The sequence below is a fragment of the Halomonas sp. NyZ770 genome (assembly GCF_020616575.1).
In the GTDB taxonomy this organism is placed as follows: domain Bacteria; phylum Pseudomonadota; class Gammaproteobacteria; order Pseudomonadales; family Halomonadaceae; genus Vreelandella; species Vreelandella hamiltonii.
Genome location: NZ_CP085143.1, coordinates 587094 through 611417 on the forward strand (window position 1 = coordinate 587094; position 24324 = coordinate 611417).

General features: G+C 63.4%; 25 protein-coding genes. 11 read left to right on the forward strand and 14 right to left on the reverse strand.

From position 1 onward, the window contains the following. Positions 1 to 146 precede the first annotated feature (146 nt). Together LG409_RS02890 and LG409_RS02895 are read left to right on the forward strand one after the other, a co-directional pair. The gene (locus LG409_RS02890; protein WP_039182813.1) at positions 147 to 1076 is read left to right on the forward strand and encodes a 3-hydroxyacyl-CoA dehydrogenase; all 930 of its coding nucleotides are present in this window, start codon (positions 147 to 149) and stop codon (positions 1074 to 1076) included. Positions 1077 to 1118: 42 nt separating this feature from the next. Then, positions 1119 to 2147, forward strand: a complete 1029-nt coding sequence (locus LG409_RS02895; protein ID WP_227407582.1) for a LacI family DNA-binding transcriptional regulator — start codon at positions 1119 to 1121, stop codon at positions 2145 to 2147. A gap of 45 nt (positions 2148 to 2192) precedes the next feature. Here the strand turns inward: LG409_RS02895 and LG409_RS02900 are convergent, their stop codons facing one another. The 3 genes from LG409_RS02900 to dctP all read right to left on the reverse strand — a co-directional run bounded on the left by LG409_RS02900 (position 2193) and on the right by dctP (position 5191). Further along, complete coding sequence (locus LG409_RS02900; protein WP_144979458.1) at positions 2193 to 3524, reverse strand: TRAP transporter large permease; 1332 nt, start codon at positions 3522 to 3524, stop codon at positions 2193 to 2195. Next, positions 3521 to 4024, reverse strand: a complete 504-nt coding sequence (locus tag LG409_RS02905) for a TRAP transporter small permease subunit (RefSeq protein ID WP_016916083.1) — start codon at positions 4022 to 4024, stop codon at positions 3521 to 3523. The genes LG409_RS02900 and LG409_RS02905 overlap by 4 nt, the downstream gene beginning before the upstream one ends. A gap of 63 nt (positions 4025 to 4087) precedes the next feature. Further along, positions 4088 to 5191 carry a TRAP transporter substrate-binding protein DctP gene (gene dctP, locus LG409_RS02910; protein ID WP_218314282.1) on the reverse strand — a complete coding sequence of 368 codons (1104 nt, stop codon included), beginning with the start codon at positions 5189 to 5191 and terminating at the stop codon, positions 4088 to 4090. Between the two features lie 331 nt (positions 5192 to 5522). Here dctP and LG409_RS02915 point away from each other — a divergent pair, with 331 nt between their 5' ends. Next, positions 5523 to 7733 carry a GNAT family N-acetyltransferase gene (locus LG409_RS02915; RefSeq protein ID WP_227407583.1) on the forward strand — a complete coding sequence of 737 codons (2211 nt, stop codon included), beginning with the start codon at positions 5523 to 5525 and terminating at the stop codon, positions 7731 to 7733. A gap of 27 nt (positions 7734 to 7760) precedes the next feature. After that, positions 7761 to 9248, forward strand: a complete 1488-nt coding sequence (locus tag LG409_RS02920; protein ID WP_227407584.1) for an aminoacyl-histidine dipeptidase — start codon at positions 7761 to 7763, stop codon at positions 9246 to 9248. Positions 9249 to 9341: 93 nt separating this feature from the next. On the opposite strand, the gene LG409_RS02925 is transcribed toward LG409_RS02920, so the two are convergent. Together LG409_RS02925 and LG409_RS02930 are read right to left on the reverse strand one after the other, a co-directional pair. After that, positions 9342 to 9818 (reverse strand): Dps family protein, encoded by a 477-nt coding sequence (locus LG409_RS02925; protein ID WP_227407585.1) that lies wholly within the window; start codon positions 9816 to 9818, stop codon positions 9342 to 9344. 184 nt (positions 9819 to 10002) lie between these two features. Next, positions 10003 to 11133: a glycerate kinase gene (locus LG409_RS02930; RefSeq protein ID WP_227407586.1), complete on the reverse strand. Its 1131-nt coding sequence runs from the start codon at positions 11131 to 11133 to the stop codon at positions 10003 to 10005. Positions 11134 to 11250: 117 nt separating this feature from the next. On the opposite strand from LG409_RS02930, the gene LG409_RS02935 reads away from it, so the two are divergent. From LG409_RS02935 to LG409_RS02950, 4 genes are all read left to right on the forward strand, one after another. Continuing rightward, positions 11251 to 11811 (forward strand): hypothetical protein, encoded by a 561-nt coding sequence (locus LG409_RS02935; protein WP_081136385.1) that lies wholly within the window; start codon positions 11251 to 11253, stop codon positions 11809 to 11811. Beyond that, positions 11808 to 12173, forward strand: a complete 366-nt coding sequence (locus LG409_RS02940) for a hypothetical protein (protein WP_081136383.1) — start codon at positions 11808 to 11810, stop codon at positions 12171 to 12173. The genes LG409_RS02935 and LG409_RS02940 overlap by 4 nt, the downstream gene beginning before the upstream one ends. A 29-nt stretch (positions 12174 to 12202) precedes the next feature. Then, positions 12203 to 12844 (forward strand): DUF1007 family protein, encoded by a 642-nt coding sequence (locus LG409_RS02945; RefSeq protein ID WP_081192740.1) that lies wholly within the window; start codon positions 12203 to 12205, stop codon positions 12842 to 12844. Positions 12845 to 12906: 62 nt separating this feature from the next. After that, positions 12907 to 13938 carry a nickel/cobalt transporter gene (locus tag LG409_RS02950; protein ID WP_081192738.1) on the forward strand — a complete coding sequence of 344 codons (1032 nt, stop codon included), beginning with the start codon at positions 12907 to 12909 and terminating at the stop codon, positions 13936 to 13938. Positions 13939 to 13944: 6 nt separating this feature from the next. Here the strand turns inward: LG409_RS02950 and LG409_RS02955 are convergent, their stop codons facing one another. Beyond that, a complete protein-coding gene (locus LG409_RS02955) occupies positions 13945 to 14364 on the reverse strand; it encodes an HIT domain-containing protein (protein WP_227407587.1) in 420 nt (139 codons plus the stop codon). 152 nt (positions 14365 to 14516) lie between these two features. Between LG409_RS02955 and LG409_RS02960 the strand changes: the two genes are divergently transcribed. Both LG409_RS02960 and LG409_RS02965 read left to right on the forward strand, forming a co-directional pair. Further along, positions 14517 to 14648, forward strand: a complete 132-nt coding sequence (locus LG409_RS02960) for an entericidin A/B family lipoprotein (protein WP_039182850.1) — start codon at positions 14517 to 14519, stop codon at positions 14646 to 14648. Between the two features lie 94 nt (positions 14649 to 14742). After that, positions 14743 to 15093 carry an I78 family peptidase inhibitor gene (locus LG409_RS02965; protein ID WP_081136378.1) on the forward strand — a complete coding sequence of 117 codons (351 nt, stop codon included), beginning with the start codon at positions 14743 to 14745 and terminating at the stop codon, positions 15091 to 15093. On the opposite strand, the gene LG409_RS02970 is transcribed toward LG409_RS02965, so the two are convergent. After that, on the reverse strand, positions 15090 to 15695 hold the full coding sequence (locus tag LG409_RS02970; protein ID WP_039182856.1) for a LysE family translocator: 606 nt from the start codon (positions 15693 to 15695) through the stop codon (positions 15090 to 15092). The two genes, LG409_RS02965 and LG409_RS02970, sit on opposite strands and share 4 nt — an antisense overlap. A gap of 95 nt (positions 15696 to 15790) precedes the next feature. On the opposite strand from LG409_RS02970, the gene LG409_RS02975 reads away from it, so the two are divergent. Further along, a complete protein-coding gene (locus LG409_RS02975) occupies positions 15791 to 17176 on the forward strand; it encodes an aminotransferase-like domain-containing protein (RefSeq protein WP_227407588.1) in 1386 nt (461 codons plus the stop codon). A gap of 24 nt (positions 17177 to 17200) precedes the next feature. On the opposite strand, the gene LG409_RS02980 is transcribed toward LG409_RS02975, so the two are convergent. From LG409_RS02980 to LG409_RS03010, 7 genes are all read right to left on the reverse strand, one after another. Next, positions 17201 to 18205: an ion transporter gene (locus LG409_RS02980; protein ID WP_227407589.1), complete on the reverse strand. Its 1005-nt coding sequence runs from the start codon at positions 18203 to 18205 to the stop codon at positions 17201 to 17203. Positions 18206 to 18238: 33 nt separating this feature from the next. Then, positions 18239 to 18757, reverse strand: a complete 519-nt coding sequence (locus tag LG409_RS02985; RefSeq protein WP_039182865.1) for an acyl-CoA thioesterase — start codon at positions 18755 to 18757, stop codon at positions 18239 to 18241. Positions 18758 to 18843: 86 nt separating this feature from the next. Then, positions 18844 to 20154, reverse strand: a complete 1311-nt coding sequence (locus LG409_RS02990) for a short-chain fatty acid transporter (RefSeq protein WP_039182868.1) — start codon at positions 20152 to 20154, stop codon at positions 18844 to 18846. 152 nt (positions 20155 to 20306) lie between these two features. Then, positions 20307 to 21611 carry an MATE family efflux transporter gene (locus tag LG409_RS02995; protein WP_100731005.1) on the reverse strand — a complete coding sequence of 435 codons (1305 nt, stop codon included), beginning with the start codon at positions 21609 to 21611 and terminating at the stop codon, positions 20307 to 20309. 3 nt (positions 21612 to 21614) lie between these two features. Further along, positions 21615 to 21863: a YfhL family 4Fe-4S dicluster ferredoxin gene (locus LG409_RS03000; protein WP_039182874.1), complete on the reverse strand. Its 249-nt coding sequence runs from the start codon at positions 21861 to 21863 to the stop codon at positions 21615 to 21617. Between the two features lie 72 nt (positions 21864 to 21935). Beyond that, positions 21936 to 22430, reverse strand: coding sequence for a pantetheine-phosphate adenylyltransferase (coaD, locus tag LG409_RS03005; RefSeq protein ID WP_039182878.1), 495 nt, complete (start codon positions 22428 to 22430; stop codon positions 21936 to 21938). Next, complete coding sequence (locus tag LG409_RS03010) at positions 22427 to 24310, reverse strand: beta-ketoacyl synthase (RefSeq protein ID WP_227408086.1); 1884 nt, start codon at positions 24308 to 24310, stop codon at positions 22427 to 22429. The genes coaD and LG409_RS03010 overlap by 4 nt, the downstream gene beginning before the upstream one ends. Positions 24311 to 24324 lie beyond the last annotated feature (14 nt).

Here is a 24324-nt window from a genome sequence, read left to right on the forward strand (position 1 = left end):
TGCATACGAATGCAAACACTTTTGGAGCATGCTATGTTGAACCGGATGCTGGTCTTGCAGGCCTTATTTGAATTGCGCCTGCCAGGGCGGGTCGCGCCATGGATTCAGCAGGGCAAGAACAATAAAATCACATGAGGTGAGTGGCCATGAGTACACAGGTAGCCGTCATTGGCGCGGGATTGATTGGGCGTGGGTGGGCGATCGTCTTTGCCCGAGCGGGCGTCACGGTAAGGCTTCATGACGTGGACGAGCAGCAGCTGACGCTGGCCAAGGGGCTCGTGATGGCGTCGCTGTTCGACCTGCAGGACGCCGGATTGATCGACCAGCCGGAGGTCATCGCGGCGCGTATCCACTACTGCGCTGACCTTGCCAGCGCCGTGGCGGACGTCGAGTACGTGCAGGAGTGCGGGCCGGAGAACGTGGCCCTGAAGCAAGCGCTGTACAGCCAGCTGGAAAGCGTCGTGACGCCTGACACGATCCTGGCCAGCTCCACGTCAGGTATCGTGGCGTCGCAGTTTGCAGGCCACTTGCAGCATCCGCAGCGCTGTCTGGTGGCGCACCCCGTCAACCCACCGTATCTGGTGCCGCTGGTGGAAGTCGCACCCTCGGAGCAGACCCATGCCGCGGTGGTCGAACGTACCCTGGTGCTGATGCAGGAAGTGGGGCAGGCGCCCATTCTGGTCAAGCGTGAGGTGCAGGGGTTCATTCTCAATCGGCTGCAGGGCGCTTTGCTCAACGAAGCGCTGCGCCTCTTCCGCGATGGTTATGTGTCCGCCGAGGACCTGGATAAGACGGTCAAACACGGGCTGGGCCTGCGCTGGTCGTTCATGGGGCCTTTCGAGACCATCGACCTGAACGCCCCAGCCGGTGTCGTGGACTACGCCGGGCGCTATGGCCCGCTCTACCGTGACGTGGATACCCAGCGCAGCGCGGCCAACCCCTGGGAGCCCGAAACACTCGAACGCCTGGCGCAGGAGCGTCGCGAGATATTGTCGGAAGCACAGCTGGCCGAACGCCAGGCCTGGCGTGACCGCCGCCTGATGGCGCTGATGGCCCACCAGCGTCAACACGCCTAGCGCGGCGGGTGCCGAGGCCTTGCGACCAACCAGAGGATGAGCATGAAAAAACGGCCCGTGACGTCACGGCAAGTGGCAGAACTGGCGGGGGTGTCGCAGTCGGCGGTCAGTCGCTGCTTCTCTCCCCACGCCAGCATTGCCCCCCAGACCCGGGAAAAGGTATTGGCGGCGGCCCAGCAGTTGGGCTACCGCCCCAATGCCATCGCCCGCTCCTTGATTACGCGCTCGTCGCGCACCATTGCGGTCGTCATGACCCAGTTGGATAACCCGTTCTACGCCCAGATGCTGGAGTATGCCGCGCGGCGGTTTCAGCAGCATGGCTATCACCTGCTGCTGTTCATGAGCAGCAACGAGCAGCAGACGGCGGGCGTCATGGCGGACATTCTGCAGAGCCAGGCAGACGGCATTCTGATGTTGGCAGCGACGCTTTCCTCTTCGCTGGCCAGCGAGTGCGTCTCCCGGGGCATTCCGGTGGTGCTGATCAACCGTACGGTGGCCTTCGATGGGGTCAGCCAGGTCGCCAGCGATAACTACCGTGGAGGCTATTGGGTGGGTGAATTCCTGGTCTCTGGCGGTTATCGGCGCATCGCGCTGGTGGCCGGGCTTGCCGACTCTTCTACCAGCAGCCAGCGGCGTGATGGCTTCATGGCGGCGCTGGCGGCGCAGGGTGTCAGCTGTTGGGGGGAGGCATGCGGCGACTATGACTTCGCGGCGGCCCAGGCGGCGACTCGCAAGCTGTTCGAGGCGGCGCCCTACCCGGATGCAGTCTTTGCTGCCAATGATCATATGGCCATTGCGGTGATCGATACGCTCAGCGGCGAGCTGGGGCTGCGGGTGCCTGAGGACGTGGCGGTGGTGGGGTTCGACGATATCCCCATGGCGGCCTGGCCGAGCTATCGGCTCACCACGGTTCAACAGTCGGTCGAGCCCATGGTGGACGAGGCGGTGGCTCTGCTGCTGGCGCAAATCGCCAGTGGGCAGGTCGCGGGGGAGCGGAAAGTATTGCCGGTGACGCCCATCGTAAGGGCCAGCGCCCCGGCAACGGGGCGTGGTGTTGCGTCATCTTCATGAAGTTTGCCGCCTTGCACGGCAAGGCGGCAACGCGAGGGCGTCAGCTTAGCCCAGCAGCATGCGTGGCAGGCCGGTGACCAGCCATGGGAAGAACGACATCAATACGCACGCCAGCAGGATCAGCGCCACGAAAGGAACGACCGCTTTGTAAAGGTCGACGATCTCCACCCCAGGCGGTGAAACCCCTTTCAGATAGAAGAGCGCATAGCCAAACGGTGGCGTGAGGAAGGAGGTTTGCAGCACCACGGCCACCATCACCACGAACCACAGCGGATCGACGCCCATTTGCTGAACGATGGGCAGCATGATCGGGAAGCTGAGCAGGACGATGCCCGTCCAGTCCAAGAACATGCCCAGAATGAACACCAGAAACAGCATCATGATCAGCGCGCCGGTGGTGCCGCCCGGCATGGCCAGCAGCAGGTCCTGAATCACCTGCATGCCGCCACCCCGTGAGAACACCCCGGTGAAGGCAGTTGCGCCCACCAGCACCAACATGACCATGGTAGTGGTCTTGCCTGCTTCCAGCAGCGTCTTGAAGCAGGTGGAGACCCGGCGGTCACCAAAGATCAAAAACAGGATAAAGGCAATGAACACGCCGATGGCCGAGGCCTCGGTAGCGGTGGCCACGCCGGTGAAAAGCGCGCCGAGTACCCCGAGGATCAGCGACATGGGCGGCACCACGTACTTGCCCAGCATGATCAGCAGCTGCCGAGTGCTGACTTCCGCGCGCTCTTCCTTGGGTACCGGAGGGCCATAGGAGGGCTTGAAGTAGCAGATCAGCAGTACGTAGAGCGCGTACATCACCCCCAGCATCAGGCCAGGAATCATCGCCCCTGCAAACAGGGCGCCTACCGATACCGGCGAGTAGCTGGCCATCAGGATCAGCATGATGCTGGGCGGAATCAGGATGCCCAGACAGCCGCTGGCCATGATGACCCCGGTGCTCAGCTCCTTGTTGTAGCCATACTTGAGCATCGGTACCAGCGCAATCATGCCCATGACGGCAATGGAGGCGCCCACGATACCGGTGGTGGCGGCCAGCAGGACAGAGACGATGACCACGGTCAGTGCCAGCCCGCCCCGCAGGTTGGCCAGCAGCAGGCGCATGGCATCGAACATCTTTTCGGTGACCCCGGAATCGTTGAGAAACCGTGCCATCAGGACGAACAGCGGTATGGCAACCAGCACGTAGTTGTCCATGGCGTTGCCGAAGATGTTGTTGATCAGGGTGCCCAGCACTCGCTCGCCAGGGCCGAGAAAAGCGCCGATGACGGCAACGCCGCCGAGCACGAAGGCCAGAGGGTGGCCCATGAACAGGCCGATCAGCAGCCCGCCAAACATCACCAGCGCCAGCAGTTCAGGACTCAGGTTCATGCTGATTTCTCCTCGCGCAACTGCATGATGGCCCGCAGTACGATGGCAATGGCCTGCAGCAGGATGAGGGCAGCCGCCACCACGATAACGCCTTTGATCGGGTAGACGGGAATCGACACCATGCCGTAGGTGGTTTCACCCCGGGTGTAGGAGCGTTCGAAGAAGCGCCAGCCGTAGGTCAGCAGCATCCAGATGAAGGGAACGAAGAAAATCAGGTAGCCCAGGACTTCGATCAGGGCCTGGCGCTTGCGGGACAGCAAACGTTTCAGTACGTCGACCTCGACATGGGCATGATGGCGCAAACCGTAGGCGGCCATCAGCATGAAGTGGGCACCAAACAGCATCTTGGTAACATCGAACGCCCAGTCACTGGGGCGGCCGAGAAAAAAGCGTGACGCAATGTCGTACAGCACGATGAGGGTAATGATGGCAATCAATGGCGCGATCAATCGCCCAAACAGCTCATTGATTGCATCGATCGCCTTGGCAATCGCATTCATGGAAGATCTCCGCGGTCAGCATACAAAACCGCCCCGGTCGGCCCGGGGCGGCGCAGAAACGCCTTACAGGCAGGCTTCGATCTCTTCCAGTGAGGGCAGGTTATCCATGGTGCGGCTCATGTTGAAAGGAGCCGAGACGTCGCGCCATTTGGCGTAGTCTTCCAGGTAGGTCACCATGGAGTGGTAGACCTTGGCGTGGTCACTGTTTTCACAGGCGCCGCGCACGATGACCTCGTTGGTGATCTCCTGAATGCGGGCCAGATCCTCTTCCGAGAACTGGTTGATGGTGATACCCGCATCGATGAACTTCTGGGTGGCATCGGTGGACTCACGCTCGGACCAGGCCAGTGACCAGGCCATGGTGGCGTCGGCAGCGATGCGCAGCTTCTGCTGGGTCTCTTCCGACAGCGCGTTCCAGGCGTCGAGGTTGATCATGACCCCGAAGACGCTGGCGGACTGGTGCCAGCCAGGCGTGGCCCAGTAGTCGGCCACTTCGGCAAAGCCTGCGTTGTAATCCACGCCGGGGGTCGAGAACTCACCGGCATCGATCACGCCACGCTCGATGGCCTGATAGACTTCGCCACCGGCCAGGGTTACCTGAGAGCCACCCAGGGCTTCCAGCACGCGGCCCTGGTCTCGGCCCGAGAGACGCAGACGCTTGCCTTCCAGGTCGGCAATGCTTTCGATGGGCGTACGGCCCATGAAGCCGGACTCGTTGTTGAGCGCGGCATAGGGCAGGTACATCATGTTGTACTGGCCGTAAATCTCTTCGTACAGTTCACGGCCGCCCCACTGCTGAATCCAGTTGATGTAGTCAACGGCGTTGAACAGGCTGGTGGTGGTGGCCAGCGGCGAGAACGCGGGGTTCAAGCCTGCCCAATAGCCTGGCCAGTCACCGGCGGCTTCGATACTGCCGGTTTCGGTGGCATCGAACACTTCCGTGCCGGGCATCAGCGTACCGCCCGCGCGGAAGTTGATCTGTACTTCGTCTCCCGCCAGCTGGTTGACCAGCTCGGCCCAGTGCTGATCGAGCTTGATCAGGTCGAGGTTTTCGGGCCAGGTGGAGGTCATGGTCCACTGCTCTTGTGCTTGAGCAGTCGTGGTGAGAGCGGCAAATGCGACACCAGCAGCAAGGCTGGTCAAGGAAAATTTTGTAGTCTTTTTCATTATCAATTTCCTGGTACTTTGGCGGTTGGCGTTATTAGTGTTGATTACCTGAAAGCAGGAAAGCACAGCGAGTAGGGCTGACGTTTACGTAAAGTAAAAGCGGCCAAGGCTGTACCGCTAAGCTAGCACACTCCCCCCGCTGCGGCGCAATATCAGAGTTTGCAGGAAGTTAACGCACGCCATGAAACATCGATTGATGTAAAAATTGTTTAAAAACATTTGGTTAGGTAATTGTTTAAACGGTTGGACAGGTCTGGATAGCGCGTTGAAGCGTTGAAAATGTGTGCCTTGTTGTACCAAAGTTGTAAGCAATCGACCCTTGAGGAGCGTGATGAGCGAAGCAAGTGATGACCGCCGCATATCACTACTGGTGGGCCATGCGCGGCGCTGGCAACGCCGCCGTTGGCGGGGGCTCGTGTGGCTCAGCGGACCCGCCGAGCACACTCGCCATCTGGCACTAATGCTGTGGCACGCCCAGCCATGGCAAGCGCCCTTGTGGGTGGGCGACCCGCAGGAAGCCCCCGTGTCGCCTTGCCTGCCCGCAGCCAAAGCGCGCACGCGACTGGGGGCCGAGCATCAGCTGATCGTCATGGACGTCAGCGGCTGTGACGGGCTGGACCCGGATGCCCTGGGCGCGCTGGCCGGCACGCTGACGGCGGGCGGCATACTGCTGCTGGTAACCCCCGAGCCATGGGGTGAGCGCCCCGACCCGAACTACGCACGGTTTGCCGACCACCCCTGGGAATGGACCGCGCTGAGCAGCTTTTACCTGGCACGTTTGGCGCGCCAGCTCAGTGCTTCGCCCCAGGTGGTGCGCTGGCCGGTGGCTGGCCCGCTGGTGCTTTCCAGGCTGCCCGCTGGGCAGCCCTCGCCACGCCGCCCTGAAGACCCCGCCTGCCTGACGCCCGACCAGGCCCGTGCGGTCACGGCCCTGAGCAAGCTCAAGCGTCGCCGCCCGCTGGTCATCACGGCCGACCGAGGGCGCGGGAAAAGCGCGGCGCTGGGCATTGCCTGCGCGCGCTTGCTGCAACAGGGGAGCTACCCGCAGTTGCTGGTCACCGCCCCCAGGGCCAGCGCGGTGGACAGCCTGTTCGAGCGTGTCATGGCGCTGTGCCCTGAGGCGCAGCGCCATGGCCACGAGGTGCAGCTGCCTGCCACGGGGAGCTCGCTGTGCTTCTTGCCACCCGACCTGCTCGACACCCAGTTGGCCCAGGGCATCTTGGGGGGCAACGGGGCGCTGCTGCTGGTGGATGAGGCCGCGGCACTCCCGGCGGCCATGCTGGCCCGCTGGCTGGCCGCGTTCCCGCGTATGGCCTTTGCCACGACGGTGCATGGTTACGAGGGCTCTGGCCGGGGCTTTGCGCTGCGTTTTCGGGAGGTGCTCGAGCGCCAGACACCCCAGTGGCGGGAGCTGACCCTGGAAACCCCGATTCGCTGGGCAGCCAATGACCCTCTGGAAAGCGTCATTCAACAGGCGCTGCTGCTGAGCGCGCCGCTGCCTGAGGCTCACGCGCATGGCCTCATCGACGCGCAGACCCTCAGCGTGAGCCAGGTACAGCTGGCTGCCAACGAGCCGTTGCTGGAGCAGCTGTTTGGCCTGCTGGTGCAGTCGCACTATCGCACCACCCCCAGCGACTTGCGCCAGCTGATGGATGGCCCCGGCACGCAGCTGCGCATGGTGATGGCAAGCCAGGGGCACGCCTCGACTGCTGCCACGGGGGCCACCGATACGGCGCCGCTGGCAGTGCTGGTCACTCGGGAGGAGGGCGGCTTTGACCCGGCGCTGGCCGAACAGGTGGCGCTGGGCCAACGGCGGCCCCAGGGGCATTTGCTGGCCCAGTCCCTGGCGGCTCACGGGGGGCATCGCGAGGCGTTGACCGCCCGCTGGCGTAGGGTGGTGCGCATTGCGGCTCACCCTGAACGGCGCCGCGAAGGGCTGGGGCGCAGGCTGTTGGCAGCCGATATGGCCAGCGCAGCAGAGCAGGGCGTCGCGCTGTATGGCGCCACCTTCGGCGCGGAGGCGGGGCTGCTGTCATTCTGGCTGGCCCTTGGGTTCACGCCGGTGCGGCTGGGCGTGACCCGGGAAGCGGCCACGGGAGAGTATGCCATCATGGTCGCCAAGCCGTTGAACGAGACCGGCCAGGCCGTATTGCAGAGTATGCAGCAAGGTTTTGTGGCGTCTTTGCAGGGGCTATTGGCCTTCGAGCTACGCGATTTGCCCGCGCCGGTGGTAGCGCTGCTGCTATCCGAGCTGCCTGAACGGCCGCTGAGTGCCGTGGAGCGACAAACGATCCACGACGTGGCCTATGCCCATCGCGACCCCGCCCTGGCGCGGGCTGCCTTGCAGGCGCTGGGGCGGGAGGCCAGCCGTGCGTCGCTGGGAGAGGCCCGGCTAGCGCATCAGCAGCTGGTGGCCTGGGCCTACCAGAATCAGCCGCTGGCCGATGCCCCGCGCGAAGCCACGCAGCAACTGCGCCGAGTGACACGGCAGCTGATGACCGCGTCGATGCTTTTCTCGGATGGGCAGGAGCGGTTAAAGTAGCTCGGTTATCGATGACGAAGAGTTTCCATGAACGCACATCTAGAAGCGCTCGCGCCCACGTTGGTGTGGCAGCATTTTCGCACGCTGTGTAATACCCCTCGGCCATCGGGCCATGAGGCAGCGCTGGTCGCCAAGCTGGAAGCCTGGGCCGATGGCCTGGGGCTTGCCCATGACCGGGATGCCTTCGGCAACCTGCGTATCCGTAAGCCCGCATCACCGGGGTGTGAGGCAGCGCCGGGCATCATCCTGCAGGGGCACCTTGACATGGTGGCGCAGGCCAACGCTGGCCAGGCCCACGATTTCACGCGGGACCCCATTCGCACGGTGGTCAAGGAGGGGTGGCTGCACGCCGAAGGCACCACGCTGGGGGCCGACAATGGCATGGGCGTGGCCGCCATTCTGGCCGTGCTGGAGGACCCGGAACTGACCCACGGGCAGCTGGAAGCGCTGTTCACCCTGGAGGAAGAGACCTCCATGGGTGGGGCGCTCAATCTGGCCGAGCAGTGGCTTGAGGGCTCACTGCTGCTCAACCTCGATAGTGAAGACCGTGGTCAGGTCTATATCGGCTGCGCGGGCGGTGCCGACGTGGTGGTGGATGCCCAACTGCCTGGTGCTGCGCTGCAGCCCGATGAGCAGGTCATCTCGCTCTCCTTGACCGGCCTCAAGGGCGGTCATTCGGGCATGGATATCGACAAGCCGCTGGGCAATGCCAACCGACTGCTGGTACGCGTGCTGTGGGCGCTTGAAGCCTTCGATGCGCGGCTGGTGAGCTATCAGGGCGGCACGCTGCGCAATGCCATTCCCCGTGAAGCCTTTGCCCAAGTGGCGCTGCCCGCCGACGATGTCGAGGCCGCGCTGGCCACGGTGGAAACCCTTGCCAGAACGCTCAAGGCGGAGCTGGGCAGCGGTGACCCTGGCCTGGTACTGACGGCTACGCAAGCGGCCCCTACCGAGGCCGAACCGCTGACCCGCGACGCCAGCGCCATGCTGCTGGCCGCCTTGCATGCGGCTCCTTGTGGGGTCGAGCGGATGAGCGCCGATGTGCCGGGAGTGGTCGAAACCTCCAACAATCTTGGCGTGCTGAGCGTGGAGCAGGGGCGTTTTCACCTCTGCGCATTGGTGCGCTCGCTGCACGACAGCGCGGCGATGGCCATGGCCGGGCGCTTCCAGGCGCTGTTCGGGCTGATGGGCGCCCGCGTGAAGGTCGAAAATGGTTACCCAGGCTGGGCGCCCAACCCGGAAAGCCCGCTGCTGGCCACCTTCAATACTCGCCATGCGGCGCTGATGGGCCACGCTCCGGAGGTGAAGGTCATTCATGCCGGACTGGAGTGCGGGATTCTGGGCAGCAAGTACCCTCATCTGGACATGATCTCGTTCGGGCCCTTGATTCGCGGTGCTCACTCACCGGACGAGCGCGTCGAAATCGCTTCCGTGGCGGAGTTCTGGGCCATGCTGCGTGACCTGATCGAAACCCTGGCCAGGCAAACCGCCGACTCGGCCAGTCGCCAGGTCTGATCTGCCATGCCCGCCCAGCAACATTGGCGGGCAACAAAAACGGCACCGCAAGGGTGCCGTGGGTGGTGTCTCGGCGGTGCGCCGCCGAGAGGCCTACTTGCCCAGGTAGGCGTTGAGCATCCAGACGGTCTTTTCCTGCTCGCGAATGTAATCGCCCGCCTGAGCGGCGGTACCTTCGTCGTCGGCATCCGAGGCCAGCGACAGCAGTTCGCGCTGCAGCTCGATCAATGTCTGATATCCGGTGAGCACGCCTTTGACGCAGGTTTTGCCGTCGTGGACGTCCTTGTCTTCCTGAATGCGCGACAGGGCGATGTAGTCGCTGTAGGCGTGGATGGGCTTGTGTCCCAGGGTCAGGATGCGTTCGGCGACTTCGTCCACTTTGGTCAGCAGGTCGGTGTAGAACTCTTCGAACTTGGCATGCAGCTCGAAAAAGTCGTTACCCTTGACGTTCCAGTGGTAGCCCCGCACGTTCATGTAGAAAATCTGGTAGTTGGCCAGTAGATGATTCAGCTTTTCCGCAAGCTGGCTGGCGCTGCCTTCGTGTAGGCCAATGCTGTTGGTATCTTCCATTGTCTGCTCCTCCATCGTTTCGTTTTTTCCAGCTTAAGGCCCTGGTTGACCAATGCAAAACAGGTTTTTTGCATCGCCACCATAGCGGCCTGCCATGACCGGCGGTGAGCTGGCGACGGCTGACTCATCGCAACATATCAAGAGATGTTGGCGACTCGGCGATTTTTCAAGGGGGCCGCCGCCTTCAATGGGCCAGCCACAGCCGGGCTATGCTGTCGCAGCGGTCGCTGAGCAGTTCAGCGGTACGCGGCAGGGCGTCTTCCAGGCCCATGGGGCCATCGGCCAGGGCAAAGGCGGCGGTGACGCCTTCATTCAAGCAGGCCTGCCAGCCCTCCCCCAGGCTGCCCGCCAGCACGATGACCGGTTTACCCAGGCGCTGGGCGGCACGGGCCACGCCAATCGGGGTCTTTCCAGAGAGACTCTGGCCATCCAGGCGGCCTTCGCCGGTGATCACCAGATCCGCCTTGGCCAGCAGGCTGCTCACCTGGGCTTGCTGCATGATCATGTCGATACCCGGCGAGAGTCTGGCGTTCAAGAAGCTGCTGGCGGCAAAGCCCATGCCGCCCGCGGCACCCGCGCCTGGCATGTCTCGGTCATCGCGACCCAGGGCTTCTACGGCGAGCGTGGCAAAGTGCCCCAAAGCGCGGTCGAGGGTGGCCACGTCGTCGGGGCTGGCCCCCTTTTGCGGCCCGAACACGGCGCTGGCACCGCGCTCACCGAGCAGCGGGTTATCCACGTCCACGGCGGCCGTGACGTCCAGGCTGGCCAGCCTCGGGTCCAGGGTGGTGAGGTCCAGCGTGGCCAGCTGCTGCAGGGCAGCCCCGCCGGGAGGCAGCGGCTGGCCATGCTGGTCGAGCAGCCTGGCCCCCAGCGCCTGCAGCATGCCGGCGCCCGCATCGTTGGTGGCGCTACCGCCCAACAGGAGCAGGGCCTGGGTGGCACCGGCGTCCAGGGCCGCCAGGAACAGTTCGCCCACGCCATGGGTGCTGGTGTGCAGGGCATTGCGCTCGTCGCTGTTCAAGTGCTGCAAGCCGCTGGCTTCTGCCAGCTCGATAAACGCGGTACGCTGCTCGCCAAGCCAGCCCCAGCGGGCCTGGCGGGGTCTGCCCAGGGCATCTTGAACGGTGAGCGTGCGACACTCTGCCTGAGTGGCTGCCATCAAGGCATCCAGGCTGCCCTCGCCGCCATCGGCCAGCGGGCAGAGGTGCGTGATGGCCGAGGGTGCCGCCCGTGTAATGCCGTGTGCCATGGCCTGGGCCGCTTGTTCGGCGCTCAGGGCATCCTTAAAACTATCCGGGCAAAGCAGTACATTCATCGCACAACCTCCTTGAAACGTTGTCTCAGCGTATTGTCGTTCTTTTTCGTGTTAGCCTGCGAGCTTAGCGTGCTGCTGGACCGCACACCAGTCGCACAAAGGGCAAGAGGAATTCACATGAAGGTTATCCCGATCAGCATGACCTGCCTGCTGGCCTTGGCCGGCTGCCAGACAGTGCCAGACCGCTTGCCCCAGGCCGAGCCTGGGCCTGCTGCGGCCTGTGCATTCCCGGTCCATCAGGCAGCCGACTCCCTGGCGGCGGTCACTCGTGCTGTCGATGTGCTGGAAGCGTGGGGCTTTAGCCTGGACGCCACCGACACTCGGCTTGGCCTGGTCAGCGCCTCCCGCGAGCGCGAGCTGGTGGGATATTATGACCGTTATGATTATTACTCCCCCTACGGCAGCGGCTTCCGGCTGTTTGGCGGGATGGGCGTGGGACGCGGCTCCAGCATCGGCCTGGGAGTCGGCGGGCGTTTTGGTGCGGGCGCCGGGCAAACGCCCACGGAAGTGGAGCGTGTATCGGTGCTGGTCAGTGACGCGCAGCTACGCCTGTCTCGGGACATTCGCCGTTTCGATCACTTCGGTGAGCAGCGCGAGGCCTACAGCGCCAGTAACGATGACTTTTGCGGACGCTTTCAAACAGCCTTTCAACAGGCCCAGGGGCAGGGGGGCTTATGAGCCGTTTCATCAAGTGGGGAGCCGCGCTGGTCACACTGCTGTGGCTGGCCGGATGTGCAACGACGCAGCCGCTGGAAAGCCGCGATTTGCACTACCGTGCCGATACCGAGCAGACGTTCCGTGAGGCCGTCGCGATGATGATCGAACAGGGGTATGTGGTGCGCCATGCCGATATGTCCCTGGGGCGGGCGGAAGCGGTGCTGGCCCGCTGGCCCGGCTACCGGTTGCAGCTTCAAGTGAGCGAATCGGGCGGCGGCACGCGGGTGCGGGTATCTGCGCTCAGCGGCAGTCAGCCGATTCCCCCCTATGTGCTGGACCCGTGGCTGGTGGAGTTACAAAGCAGATTAGGAGAGTTACCGTGACGTGGAAAACAGCCAACCGCTGGAGGTGGATGAAAGGGGTAGCCTTGGGCATGGGCCTTGGGCTGGCCAGTGGTAACGTATGGGCGCACCCCCATAGCTGGATCGATCTCAGCATACGCGTGATCACCAACGAGGCGGGTGAGGCCACTGGCGTGCATCAAACCTGGCGCATGGATCCGTTTTACAGCCTGGTGGTGTTCGAGGAGCTGCAGCAGGTGCCCGGCGCGTCGCTGGAAGAGGGCCTGGACCAGCTGGGCAGCGATATCCGCGACAATCTGGTGCCCCAGCACTACTTTACCGAGCTGCGTATCAACCGCGAGCGGCTGGCCTTTGGCGAGGTGACGGAGTATACCGCCATGGAGCGGGATGGCCGTTTGACCTTCATGTTCATACTGCCCCTGGAGAGCCCTCAGCCGTTGCAAGGCAACGTGCTGGAGTACCAGGTCTTTGACCCTACCTATTACATCGAAGTGGTGCATGAGGCCGATAACGATGGCCCCAGCAAGGGGGCGCTGGTGTTGAATGGCGAGCCCGCCTGCGAGCTGAGCATCATCGCGGCCGATCCAGACCCCGAACTGGTGCTGCAGGCAGCCCTGCTGGACGTGGACGAAGAGGGTGAGCCGGGCCTGGGCCGCCACTTTGCCGAGACCGGCAGGGTGGATTGCCGCTGACGCAGACGCCTGCTATCGTATATCAATTTGTTACTTTATAACTTTTTTGCCGTGGAGGGAGGATGCCGGTAACACGACAACAGTTGGCCTGGGCAGCAGGCGGTATTCTGTGTGCCATCCTGTTGGTCTGGGTCGTGCAAAGCAATCTGCAGGGCGTCAGCTACCAGCTGTTGGGCTGGCAGCGCGACTTGCATCGCAGCCTGACGCTGGCCATCACGGAACTCTCCCGCACGCCGTCTACGGGTGCGTGGATGACGCTGCTGGGAGTCAGCTTCGCCTATGGCGTGTTTCATGCTGCGGGGCCTGGTCATGGCAAGGCGGTGCTGGCCACTTACCTGGCTTCCCATGGGGGAGCGACCCGGCGTGCACTGGGGCTGTCGTTTGCGGCTTCCTTGCTGCAGGGTGTGACGGCCATCGTCATGGTCGTGGTGCTGGTGCACGGGCTGGGGTGGCTCACTCGGCAGGCCATGGGGAGCGTGGTCTGGGTGGAACAAGCGAGCTTTCTGCTGGTGGCGCTGCTGGGCGTCTGGCTATGCTGGCGTGCCATCAGGCAACTGCGCCACGCCCATCGTGCGCAGGCGCCGGTGGCCGAGCCCCACCATCATGAGCACAGCCACAGCCACAGCCACAGCCACAGCCACAGCCACAGCCACAGCCACGATCATGCCCACTGCTGCGGCGGAGCCCACCATATCGAGCCACAGCAGGCGCTGGAGTGGCGTACTGCGTTGATGACGGTGGGGGCCATTGGCATGCGCCCCTGTACCGGGGCCGTGTTGATGCTGGGGGCAGCCAGCCTGCTGGGGCAGTTCCATGTGGGGGTGGCCTCGGTGCTGGTCATGTCGCTAGGTACCGGCATCACCGTGTCGGCGCTGGCCATGGCCAGTATCGTGGCGCGGGGCTGGGCGACTCGGCGGCTGCAACGACAGCAGAGCCAGCAAGTGGTGGAGAAAGTCGCGGGGTGGGTCGCCCTCACGGGGGGCGCGCTGATCGTGGCGCTGGGCGTCTCCTTGTCGTTGGCGGGAGCAGCGCAGCCTGCCAGCGGCCCGCTGCTGAGCGAGCCGCCGAGTCGCAGTGTACTGCCCGGCGGCTGAGGCAGCCTAAACGCTCAAGCCATTGATCAGGGCGAGTAGCTGTTCACGCCGTTTGCCCTGGTCCGCAAGCTCATACGGCTCAGGCGTGCCGTTGCCCCATATCGGGGCTGGCCAGCTGGCATCGTCGCGGTAGCGGATCACTACGTGAAGGTGCAGTTGGCTCACCACATTGCCCAGGGTGGCGATATTGAGTTTGTCGCCGTGATAAGCCTCTTTCATGACCGCTCCCAGGGCCGAAGCTTCTCGCCACAGCTGTGCCTGGTCTGCGTCGCTTAGCTCGAAGACTTCGCTGACATCGTTGACGCGGGGCACCAGCACCACCCAAGGGTAACGGGCATCGTTCATAAGCAGCACACGACACAGGGGCAGGTCGGCCAGTGGGAAAGTGTCTGCTTCCAGGCGAGGGTCGAGAATCAGGTCGGCCAAGTGACGTCTCCAGGTAGGGCGTGGGGCAAGCATGGGTCTAAAAGCTCAGCATAGCAGGCGAAATGCTGAAAATCTGTTAGGCTCAAAGGGTAATGTCTTCATGTCAGCCAAGTGAAGACGCAAAGGCGACATCACTTGTTAAGGAGAACACGATGAAAAAATTACTGGCGACAAGTTTTATCCTGCTGATCACTGCCGGTGCGCTGGCGGGCTGTAATACCGTGGCAGGTGCTGGCCAGGATGTTCAGGAAGGTGGTCGTGCCGTTCAGGATGCCGCTAGCTGATCAAGGCGGGCTTTGAGCAAGCAAGGGTCAGGCAGTCATGCCTGACCCTTGCTGTTAGAGGACGACCATTAAGCGCTTTTCTTGAGGAACACGCATGCCACTTCCCCGTTTTACCTTCCGACATACACGTGCCCTGACGGCGCTGCTGGCTACCTTGCTGCTGGCCGCTTGTACGTCCCAGGCTCCCAGTGAGCCAGCCACCGAGCCTCCCGTAGTTGGCCGCACGCCGGTGGATGCCGAGGCGGTCTGTGATGCCGATGCCGTGGCCCATGCCATTGGCGCCTCTTTTGACGAGGCCCTTGTCGAAGCGCTGCGCGACGAGAGCGGTTCCCGTCATGTACGGGTATTGCGGCCTGACAGCGCCGCGACCATGGATTACCGGGAAGATCGTTTGAACATTGTGCTGGGCAGTGACGAACTGATCGAGGCCGTGCGCTGCGGCTAACGCAGTATCAGCCATACGCAGGCAGCGGTGAGCACGCCCATGGTGATGTTGAAGGCCCGCCATGCCCGGTCGCTCTTGATCCATTGCCCGATGGCGCTGCCAAACGCGGCCCAGAGGGCAATGCAGGGCAATGCGACCAGCTCGGCAAAGCTTGCCAATACCAGTGCGTTCACCACGGGCTGCCCGCTCTGCGGCAAGAAGCTGGCCATGAGGGCCAGCCCCATCACCCACGCTTTCGGATTGGCGAACTGAAACATGGCGGCTTGCCAGAAGGTGAGCGGCACGCTGCGCTGCTGGCGGTTCAGGTTGGGCGGCGGTGCCGTGGCAATCTTCCAGGCCAGGTACAGCAAGTAGCCGCTGCCTGCCCAGCGCAGCAGGTTCTGCACCACGGGAAAGCGTTCGAACAGCACGCCGAGCCCCAGCGCAATGGCCGAGAACAGCAAAAAACAGCCGCCCAGAATGCCCCACATGTGGGGTAGGGTGCGCCGAAAGCCAAAGTTGGCCCCGGAGGCGGTCAGCATGAGATTGTTGGGGCCCGGAGTGAGCGTCATGGACATCATGTAAAGCGCTGCTGGGCCCAGTACTAACCATTCACTGTTCATTTTGTACCCATACAATTTTTTGGATTGAGTTGTTTTTCCCACCTGATTGTTAGCATAATGACCGCTGAATTCCCGTCAAAGGTTTTATTGTCACCATGACAATTTGGGTGCCTCACATCGATTCGCATAGCGGCCCCCGCTATCGCGCTATTGCCCTGGCCATTGGGGAGGCCATCCGGCGGGGTGAGCTGGCGCCCGGTACGCGCTTGCCACCTCAGCGGCGCCTGGCCGATGCGTTGGGTGTGACGGTAGGTACGGTCACCCGTGGCTATGCCGAAGCAGAACACCAGGGTTGGGTCACGGCTCGGGTGGGCAGTGGCACCTACGTCAAGTCGCATCAGCCCCATTCCTTTGACACGCTCCATGAGCGGGAGAGCGGCCTGACCGATCTCAGCTTAAGCTTGCCGCCGCCTCATCCGCTGAGAGCCCAGGCGCTGAGTACGGCGCTGCATGCCCTGAGCGGCGACCCAGAGGTACTGACACGCGGAATTACCTACTCCGGCGCGCAAGGGAGCGAACACCATCGCCAGCAGCTGGCACACTGGCTGGGCAGGCTTGGCATGGCGCTGGCGGCCGACGAGCTGCTGGTGACCCAAGGGGGCCAGCACGCCATCAGCCTGGTGTTGAATACTCTGCTGCGTCCCGGCGAGCTGGTCGCCGCCGACGCCTTGACCTATCCCGGCGCCATCAGTGCCGCGCAGCAGGCACATCTGAAAATGGTCGGTATCGCCTTCGACCAGGAGGGCATGAGCATGGCAGCGCTGGAGGCGCAGTGCGCACGCCAGCCGCCACGGCTGATCTATCTGACCCCCGATCAGAACAACCCGACGGGCACCTGCCTCAGCGAAGAGCGCCGCACCCAGCTGGTGGCGCTGGCCCGGCGATACGATATATGGCTACTGGAAGATGGCGTTCAGTACCTGCCGGTAGAGCAGCGCGGGACGCCGCTCTACCAGCTGGCTCCGGAGCGCACGCTGTTCGTGTTCAGCACGGCCAAGGTGCTGGCGGGTGGCCTGCGTATCGGCGTGCTGCGTGCACCGCCAGCGCTCCTGGAGCGGCTTGCGGCGGGGGTGCGGGCGCAAAGCTGGATGGTGCCGCCGCTGATGGTGGATGTTGTCTGCCACTGGATTCATCAGCCAGCCGCCAGCGAACTGTTGGCCTGGCAAACCGGTGAGCTGACGGCCCGCCAAGGGCTTGCCGAACAGCGCCTGGCAGGCTACGCCCTGGGCCGTCGACCATCAGGAAGCAATGTGTGGCTGTCGCTGCCCGAGGGCGTGCGTGCCCTGGAGCTATGCATGCGGCTTCAGCAGCAGGGGGTCAAGGTGGAGAGCGCAGAGCCTTTCTGCGTGGGCAGTGCCCCGGCACCTCAGGCCATACGCATCTGTATTGGTGCCGCATCGGACCGGCCTGCCCTGGCGTCGGCGCTGAACACAGTACGTGCCAGCCTGGCGCAGCCGCCGTTGGCCACCACGACCGTTTGATGCCAGGGCCCGTGGCCAGCCGCCTCACTCGTAACGATCTTTCCAGCGCTGTCGCGCTACCTGCTCCTTGAGCATCTCCAGAATATCCAGCAGCACCTGCTCGGTTACCTGCTGGCTACCCTGGTCGACCTGCAGCCAGCTATCGAAGCTGCTATCGGCAGTCTGCTCCAGCATCTGGCGAAAGGCTGGGGAGTGCAGCTGCTGAGCAATCTCGTCCACCAGCCGCTGGGCCACGCCGCTCAGCGACGCTTCCAGAGCGCTGGAAGCCGCGTGGCCCATGGGCAGGCGCTGCAGGCGACGGATCTCCGGGCTTTCGCGCAGCGTGCGGCTGACCAGCTCGCTGATGGCGGTCTGGATGGCACTGCGGTTTTGCTGATAGGCCTGCCCTGCGGTGGCTTCCAGGCGCTGGGTGATCTCATGGATCAGCTGGCGTTTGCGCGGCATGATGACCCGCTCGATGACCCGCTCCGAGAGGGAGTCGCTGGCCGTGATCTGCTGTTGAACGTTGCCCAGCAGGCGCAGAGCGATACGGTCCGAGAGCTCTTCCAGCAGAATGTCGTAATACTTGGCAAAGAAGCGGTAAAGCGGCCACTGAGTGACCGTGATGAGGCCAAGCCGATGCAAGCGGTGCAGCAGCGACACCACGCGCAGGATGCGCAGCAGCCGGAAACCGCCCACCGGAATACAGCCCAGTACGTCGTACCAGTGGACGAACGGGTAGAAAAACCAGCGGTGATAGCGCCGTTCGGCGATGGCCACCGTCCAGCTCAGCAGGACATCGGCCACGAACAGGCCGACAAACATCAGGTCGATGGTGGTGAAGCGGCTATGGATCGCCGTGTCGTAGGCCGCATGGGCGCTCGGGGCCATGGCGGAGAAGGCTTGATTGAGCGGCTCGATCAGAAACAGCGAGTCGAACAGCAGCAGGCTCAAATTCACGGCCACTGCGGTCAGGATCAGCAAATCCCAGCCGATGTGTGCGTATTCGACCCCCTTGGGCAGATGGGGGTAGCGCCGCCTGATGGGCATGGTGACTCCTTGTCATGACGAATAGGGCAGCGACTAGCGCTGCCGATGATGCTGCTGGGCCCGCTCCTCTTCCTGTTCGGCCTGCTTGCGCAGCTTCTTGCGCAGGGCGGCTTTTTCGAAGCGCAGCTTCTGTAGCGGCGTCTCCAGTGCCAGCGGCGGCACGCGAGCCGGTTTGCCCTGCTCGTCCACGGCCACCATGGTCAGGTAGCAGCTGTTGGTGTGGCGTATCAGCTTGGCGCGAATGTCTTCCGCCACCACTTTGATGCCGATTTCCATGGAGGAGCGGCCAACGTGATTGACGCTGGCCAAAAAGGTGACCAGCTCACCCACATGGATGGGCTGCTTGAACAGGACCTGATCCACCGAGAGCGTCACCACGTAGTGGCCCGAGTAGCGGCTGGCACAGGCATAAGCCACCTCATCCAGCTTCTTCAGGATAGCACCGCCATGCACTTTGCCACTGAAATTGGCCATGTCGGGGGTCATCAGGACCGTCATGGACAGTTCGTGCTGGCCAGGCAGTGGGCTGTGTTCAAGCGTCGTGTCGGTCATGGAGATCACCTTGTGAAAGCCAAAAAATACCCGCCCCCTGGCACGCTGGCCGAGCGGGGCGGGTGGTCAACAGCGTAGCGGGTGGCTTAGAACCAGACCAGCCCTACCGAGATGATCGCGCCGGTAATGAACAGCTGGATCAGGCAGAAGCCCATGATGTCCTTGGCCTTGAGCCCGGCAATGGCCAGTACCGGCAGCGCCCAGAAGGGTTGCAGCAGGTTGGTCCAGGCGTCGCCCCAGGCAACCGCCATGGCGACCCGAGCGATATCCGCTCCGAGTGCTTCGGCCGCCGGTAGCATGACCGGTGCTTGAACGGCCCACTGGCCGCCGCCGGAGGGCACGAACAGGTTGACGATACCGGCGCTGATGAACGACCAGAACGGCAGCGAGTTAGCCGTGGCAAACGAGACCAGCCACTCCGACATGCTCTGCGCCAGGCCCGACTGCACCATGATGGCCATGATCCCCGCATAGAAAGGGAACTGGATGACGATGCCCGCGCCGCCCTTGATGGCTTCGTTCAGGCTGGTAAGCAGGTTGCGCGGCGTGCGGTGCAGCACGATCGCCAGGAACAGGAACATGAAATTCACCACGTTCAGGTTCAAGCTGCCACCGCGCAGCAGGAAGTGGTCCAGCAAGAACAGCAGGCCAGGTACACCCACCAGCAGGGCCAGCGGCATGCTGTTTTCGAGCTTTTCGGCGGGGCGGGTAATGCGACCGACGGGCTCGGGCTCGTCATCCAGCAGCCTGGGGTCTACATACACGCTGTCCTTTTCATCCGGCAGCATCAGGCGATTGACCAGCGGTACGGCAATGAACAGACACACCACGATGGCCAGGTTGAAGAAGGCAAAAATCGTCGAGCTGGTACTGATGACGCCGATCTGATCGGCGGAGAAATGCCCCTCGGTGGCGATGGTGAGCGGCACCGAGCCAGCCAGCCCGCCGTGCCAGACCACGAAGCCGGAGTAGGCGCTGGCCACCAGCAGGCGATAGTCCACCTTGATCAGGCGGGCCAGTTCCTTGGCGAACAGGGCACCGACGACCAGGCCGAAGCCCCAATTGATCCAGCTGGCGGCCAGCGATACCAGGGTGACCAGAATGATGGCCCCGCCCGGCGTTTTGGCGGTACCGGCAATTTTCTGCAGGATGCGCTTGACCGGCGGCGAGCTGGCCAGCATGAAGCCGGTGACCAGTACCAGCAGCATCTGCATGGAGAAGGTCAGCAGTCCCCAGAAGCCATCTCCCCACATGCGCAGTACGGCCAGGGGCGTTTGTCGCTCGACGGCGATGGCCGCTACCGCCGCTACCAGGGTCAGCAGCAGCACAAATATATACGGGTCGGGTAAATAGCGTTCGACCAGCTTGACCGCCGGTTTCGAGATGAGTTTTAGCATGCAGTGCTCTCTTTATTCGTTATTAGGAAGTGCGCGGCTAATATACGGCGGTGCGGCATAATTTTCACCCCTCGACGACTCATGGAGCGGCCCCCTCAAGCTCACGTTAGCGTAATTGGCCAAAGCCGCCCGTTGTGGGCTTCAACGCTAGCTTAGCGAGCTGGATGGTCGCACCACCGGGTGCGCCGGTAGTGGCGGTAATAGAGGATCAGCACCAGCGAACGTGTCACGGTGAACAGGGTGAGTGCCAGCCACAGGCCATGATTGCCAGCATCCTGCAGCCACCACCAGCAGGGCAGGTAGACGGCCAGCCCGGCAAAGATGCTGTTACGCATTTGGCTGACGGCGGTGGTACCAATGAAAACGCCGTCCAGCAGGTAGCTCCACACGGCGATCAACGGCATCAGCACCATCCAGGGTAGATAGACGGCGGCCACCGCGCGCACTTCTTCCAGCCCGGTGAGCAGGGCAATTAGCTGGTTGCCGAACAGGGCAAACAGCAGGGCGGCGGCCCCGGCGGTCCAGAAGGAGAAGCGTGCCGCGGCCCGGACGGTGGCGGCGAACGCTGGCCAATCACGGCGCCCGTAGGCTCTGCCCACCAGCGATTCTGCGGCGTGGGCAAAGCCATCCAGGGCGTAGCTGGTCAGCATGATGAACTGCAGCAGCACGGCGTTGGCGGCCAGCACGGTATCCCCCTGGCGAGCCCCCTGGGCGGTGAAGAATGCCATGGCGAACAGCAGCCCCAGGGTGCGCACGAACAGGTTGGCGTTGACATTGAACAGCGCCGCATAGGCGCTCCATGCCAGCAGCCGCTGGCGCTGAAAGTGGCCCTCGAGAAGCCCCAGTTGGCGCATCACCAGATAACCGCCAAACGCCAGCGCGCTGTAGTCGGCCAGTACGCTGGCCAGCGCAACGCCGTTGCTGGTCATGCCCAGCCCCACCACGAACCAAACGTCCAGAAGGATGTTCACACCGTTGGTCAGCAGCAGGATCATCAGCGTCACTCGGGAATTCTGCTGCCCCAGAAACCAGCCCAGGATGGCATAGTTGGCCAGCACGGCAGGGGCCGACCAGAGTCGGATTTCAGCGTATTCCCGGGCCAGCGGGGTGGCCTCGGCGCTACCGTCCAGCAGCCACAGCCCCAGCGAGATCAACGGGGAGCCCAGCAGGATCAGCAGCACGCCAATCCCGGCGGCGATGATCAGCGATTGGCCCAGCAGGTTGCGTACATCGCTGGGCGCATCGCGCCCCATGGCTTGCGCCACCAGGCCAGTGGTGCCCATGCGCAGGAACCCGAAGCCCCAATAGAGAAAGCTGAACAGGGTGGCCCCCAGCGTGACGCCTGCCAGGTAGCGGGGGTCGGGCAGGTGGCCCACCACGGCGGTATCCACCAGTCCCAGCAGCGGGACGGTGATGTTGGAGAGAATGATGGGCCAGGCTAACGCCCAGATGCGCACGGGTCAGGCTGCGGTGATGATGCGATACTTCTCCATCAGCTGTTCCTGAGTCTCGGGACGTTCCGGGTCCAGAGGAATACAGTCGACCGGGCAAACCTGCTGGCACTGAGGCTCGTCGAAGTGGCCAACGCACTCGGTGCACAGGTTGGGGTTGATGACATAGATCTCCTCGCCGGGAGAAATGGCATCGTTGGGGCATTCGGGTTCACAGACGTCGCAGTTAATGCATTCGTCAGTAATCATCAGGGCCATGGGCATACCTCACGAATGGCGGAGCACTCGGGCGGTGGTATACCCGAGTATTTTACTCAACAATAGCGATGGTTAACCAGTGTAGTGCTTACGCAGCGCCTCTGCGACCTGCGGATGCACCAGCGCTGAAATATCGCCTCCCAGCTTGGCGATTTCACGCACGATGGTCGAAGAGATGTAGGAGTTTTCCACCGCAGGCGTCAGAAAGACACTTTCCAGCTCGGGGTTCTGGGCGCGATTCATGTTGGCCAGCTGTAGCTCGTACTCGAAATCCGAGACAGCGCGCAGGCCGCGCAGAATGATCGTCGCACCCTGTTCGTGCATCATGGTGGTGAGTAGCGACGAGAAGCCGATCACCGACACGTTCTCCAGCGAGGCGCACACCTGCTGAGCCAGCGCGATGCGGGTCGGCAGCTCCAGCGCGGGGCGTTTGCCAGGGCTGGCCGCCACGGCGATGACCACCTGATCGAACATGCGCGCTCCACGCTCGATGAGATCGAAGTGGCCATTGGTGATGGGGTCGAAGGTACCGGGGTAGACCGCGATATTGCGGCGAGGGGCGCTCATGACTGCCCCTCGCCGTTCAGTGAGCCAAACGGGTTGTCGACGTTCAGCGATACTGCCTGGTGGTAGCCGGGGATATGAATGCGGTCGGCCCGGATATCCAGCTCCGGGCCTTCCAGCACGGCTTCGCCAAACTGGTAGCGCGGGGCGTAGTGGCCCTTGTCCGCCTCGCTGAGATACGCGGCGGCCTGGGCACGCACGGTTTCCCGCTTGGCTTTCCAGGCCTCCACGGCAGCGCTGCCATGGCGCTGGAGCAGCAGCTGCTCGGTGACCTGGGGGGACAGCACCACGCCGGTGGCGTTATTGCCACCAAACCCTTTGGCGTTGATGAAGGCGGCATCGGCGCTGAACGTCTGGGGCGTCGTGAAAAAGCGCAGCCGCTCGGCATAGACGTCATCGGCCACTGCATCCAGAGTGGGAATGCCCGGCAGCAGGCCGTGGGCGAAGCTGCCCAGGGCGCTGGCCAGCTGGTCGCCCGCCGCAGAGCCCTGGGAGTGGCCAATGAACGCCTTGATGGCCACCACCGGCCACTGCTCGATTCCGTTCGCACGGGCAATCTCATCGAACACATGGGATTCCGTGGTGCGGTTCTTGGGCGTACTGGTGCCATGGGCATGCAGATAGGTACGCTCCTTGAGCGCGGTCTCTCCCAGCATGTTCCTGACCAGCGCCGCAGCCTTGCCCAGCGTGATGTAGTTGCCGATCCCCGGCGCCGAAATGGAGCGCTTGTAGCCGTCGGCGTTGACGAACACATCGGGGACGGCCCCCAGAATGTCGGCCCCCAGCGCCAGAGCCAGCGCATCGTCCATCAACAGCACGAACTGGCTGGCTTCGGCCATGGTGAAGCCGCAGTTGCGGGCAAACGGGCGGCATGCGCGCTGGTAGTCGGCATCGGTGAGCAGGGTCAGGGCGTCCAGGGCTTTCAAGCTGGCGTCGTCTGCCAGCGCGCCCATGGCCCGAAAGCCTTCGATGATCTCGGGGGTGATCGGCGCATCGGCGGTGCCGACCATGACCACTCGGCGGCGTCCGGCGCGAATATCGTCGATGCCTAGGCGCAGGTTGTAGAGGAAGCTGGCACAGGCACCCAGCGCCGCGCCGGTGCCACCCACGCTGCCCAGTACATAGGCATTGAGGAAATCGGCCGGCATCTGCCCATACCCCAGGGGCATCTGCTTGGACGTTGCGCGCTGCCCGCTGACCAGACTCTTCAGCAGCCCGCCCCAGCCTTCGTCATCCAATTGGCCAATCGAGTTGCCCGCATAGACCGCGATATGGTCAGGGTTGAGCTGCTGGCGCAGGGTCTCCCAGTCAAGGCCACTGGCGCCAAGGCAGTCGCTGGCCCCGAAAATGGCCATGGCCAGCCCGCGCGGGTGATGCACGCTGCGGTACAGGCTGGCCGGGTCGAACCCTGAGGGCAGCTGGGCAGCGGCCTTCACCTTGGGTTCCTGAGTATCGGGTAGCAGGACCTCCAGCATGCCCGCTGGCAGGGTCACTTCTACTTCTCGGGCGTCCAGTTCGCGTACTTCCCAGCCTTCCGGCAGCTGCTCGGGCAGCTGTTTGCGACGCAGCGTGACGCGCACGGGCTCGGCCAGCGCCAGCTCTGCACGGCGGTTGGCAGGCAGGCCCGGTGCCTGGAAGCGTGGATCCTCGTTACGGCGGATCAAGGTGTGGTCGAGCACCTGCTCACGCAGCAGGCTGGCAGGCGAGTCAATAGGCTGGCCTGTGCTGTCTTGCCATCCATGGTCGGAGTGTTCGGCGAGACGCATGAGCGCGGCCAAGCCTTCCAGTGTTTGGCGCTGCTGATCGGCGGGTAAGGCATCAAGCACGGTGCGGCGGAAGGCCTGATGGCCCGAGGTTCTGCCGGCGGGATTGATGCCGCCCATGCCGACAATCACCG

Excerpts from the sequence above, each read along its gene's own strand:
- LG409_RS02980 (WP_227407589.1), bottom strand. The coding sequence starts at position 18,205 with ATGCCCATCAGGCGGCGCTACCCCCATCTGCCCAAGGGGGTCGAATAC.
- LG409_RS02975 (WP_227407588.1), top strand. The coding sequence starts at position 15,791 with ATGACAATTTGGGTGCCTCACATCGATTCGCATAGCGGCCCCCGCTAT.
- LG409_RS02890 (WP_039182813.1), top strand. The coding sequence starts at position 147 with ATGAGTACACAGGTAGCCGTCATTGGCGCGGGATTGATTGGGCGTGGG.
- LG409_RS02965 (WP_081136378.1), top strand. The coding sequence starts at position 14,743 with ATGCCACTTCCCCGTTTTACCTTCCGACATACACGTGCCCTGACGGCG.
- LG409_RS02900 (WP_144979458.1), bottom strand. The coding sequence starts at position 3,524 with ATGAACCTGAGTCCTGAACTGCTGGCGCTGGTGATGTTTGGCGGGCTG.
- LG409_RS02960 (WP_039182850.1), top strand. The coding sequence starts at position 14,517 with ATGAAAAAATTACTGGCGACAAGTTTTATCCTGCTGATCACTGCCGGT.
- LG409_RS03000 (WP_039182874.1), bottom strand. The coding sequence starts at position 21,863 with ATGGCCCTGATGATTACTGACGAATGCATTAACTGCGACGTCTGTGAA.
- LG409_RS03010 (WP_227408086.1), bottom strand. The coding sequence starts at position 24,310 with ATGGGCGGCATCAATCCCGCCGGCAGAACCTCGGGCCATCAGGCCTTC.
- LG409_RS02895 (WP_227407582.1), top strand. The coding sequence starts at position 1,119 with ATGAAAAAACGGCCCGTGACGTCACGGCAAGTGGCAGAACTGGCGGGG.
- LG409_RS02915 (WP_227407583.1), top strand. The coding sequence starts at position 5,523 with ATGAGCGAAGCAAGTGATGACCGCCGCATATCACTACTGGTGGGCCAT.
- LG409_RS02930 (WP_227407586.1), bottom strand. The coding sequence starts at position 11,133 with ATGAATGTACTGCTTTGCCCGGATAGTTTTAAGGATGCCCTGAGCGCC.
- LG409_RS02940 (WP_081136383.1), top strand. The coding sequence starts at position 11,808 with ATGAGCCGTTTCATCAAGTGGGGAGCCGCGCTGGTCACACTGCTGTGG.
- LG409_RS02985 (WP_039182865.1), bottom strand. The coding sequence starts at position 18,757 with ATGACCGACACGACGCTTGAACACAGCCCACTGCCTGGCCAGCACGAA.
- coaD (WP_039182878.1), bottom strand. The coding sequence starts at position 22,430 with ATGAGCGCCCCTCGCCGCAATATCGCGGTCTACCCCGGTACCTTCGAC.
- LG409_RS02970 (WP_039182856.1), bottom strand. The coding sequence starts at position 15,695 with ATGAACAGTGAATGGTTAGTACTGGGCCCAGCAGCGCTTTACATGATG.
- LG409_RS02935 (WP_081136385.1), top strand. The coding sequence starts at position 11,251 with ATGAAGGTTATCCCGATCAGCATGACCTGCCTGCTGGCCTTGGCCGGC.
- LG409_RS02905 (WP_016916083.1), bottom strand. The coding sequence starts at position 4,024 with ATGAATGCGATTGCCAAGGCGATCGATGCAATCAATGAGCTGTTTGGG.
- LG409_RS02945 (WP_081192740.1), top strand. The coding sequence starts at position 12,203 with ATGAAAGGGGTAGCCTTGGGCATGGGCCTTGGGCTGGCCAGTGGTAAC.
- LG409_RS02925 (WP_227407585.1), bottom strand. The coding sequence starts at position 9,818 with ATGGAAGATACCAACAGCATTGGCCTACACGAAGGCAGCGCCAGCCAG.
- LG409_RS02950 (WP_081192738.1), top strand. The coding sequence starts at position 12,907 with ATGCCGGTAACACGACAACAGTTGGCCTGGGCAGCAGGCGGTATTCTG.
- LG409_RS02990 (WP_039182868.1), bottom strand. The coding sequence starts at position 20,154 with ATGCTAAAACTCATCTCGAAACCGGCGGTCAAGCTGGTCGAACGCTAT.
- dctP (WP_218314282.1), bottom strand. The coding sequence starts at position 5,191 with ATGAAAAAGACTACAAAATTTTCCTTGACCAGCCTTGCTGCTGGTGTC.
- LG409_RS02920 (WP_227407584.1), top strand. The coding sequence starts at position 7,761 with ATGAACGCACATCTAGAAGCGCTCGCGCCCACGTTGGTGTGGCAGCAT.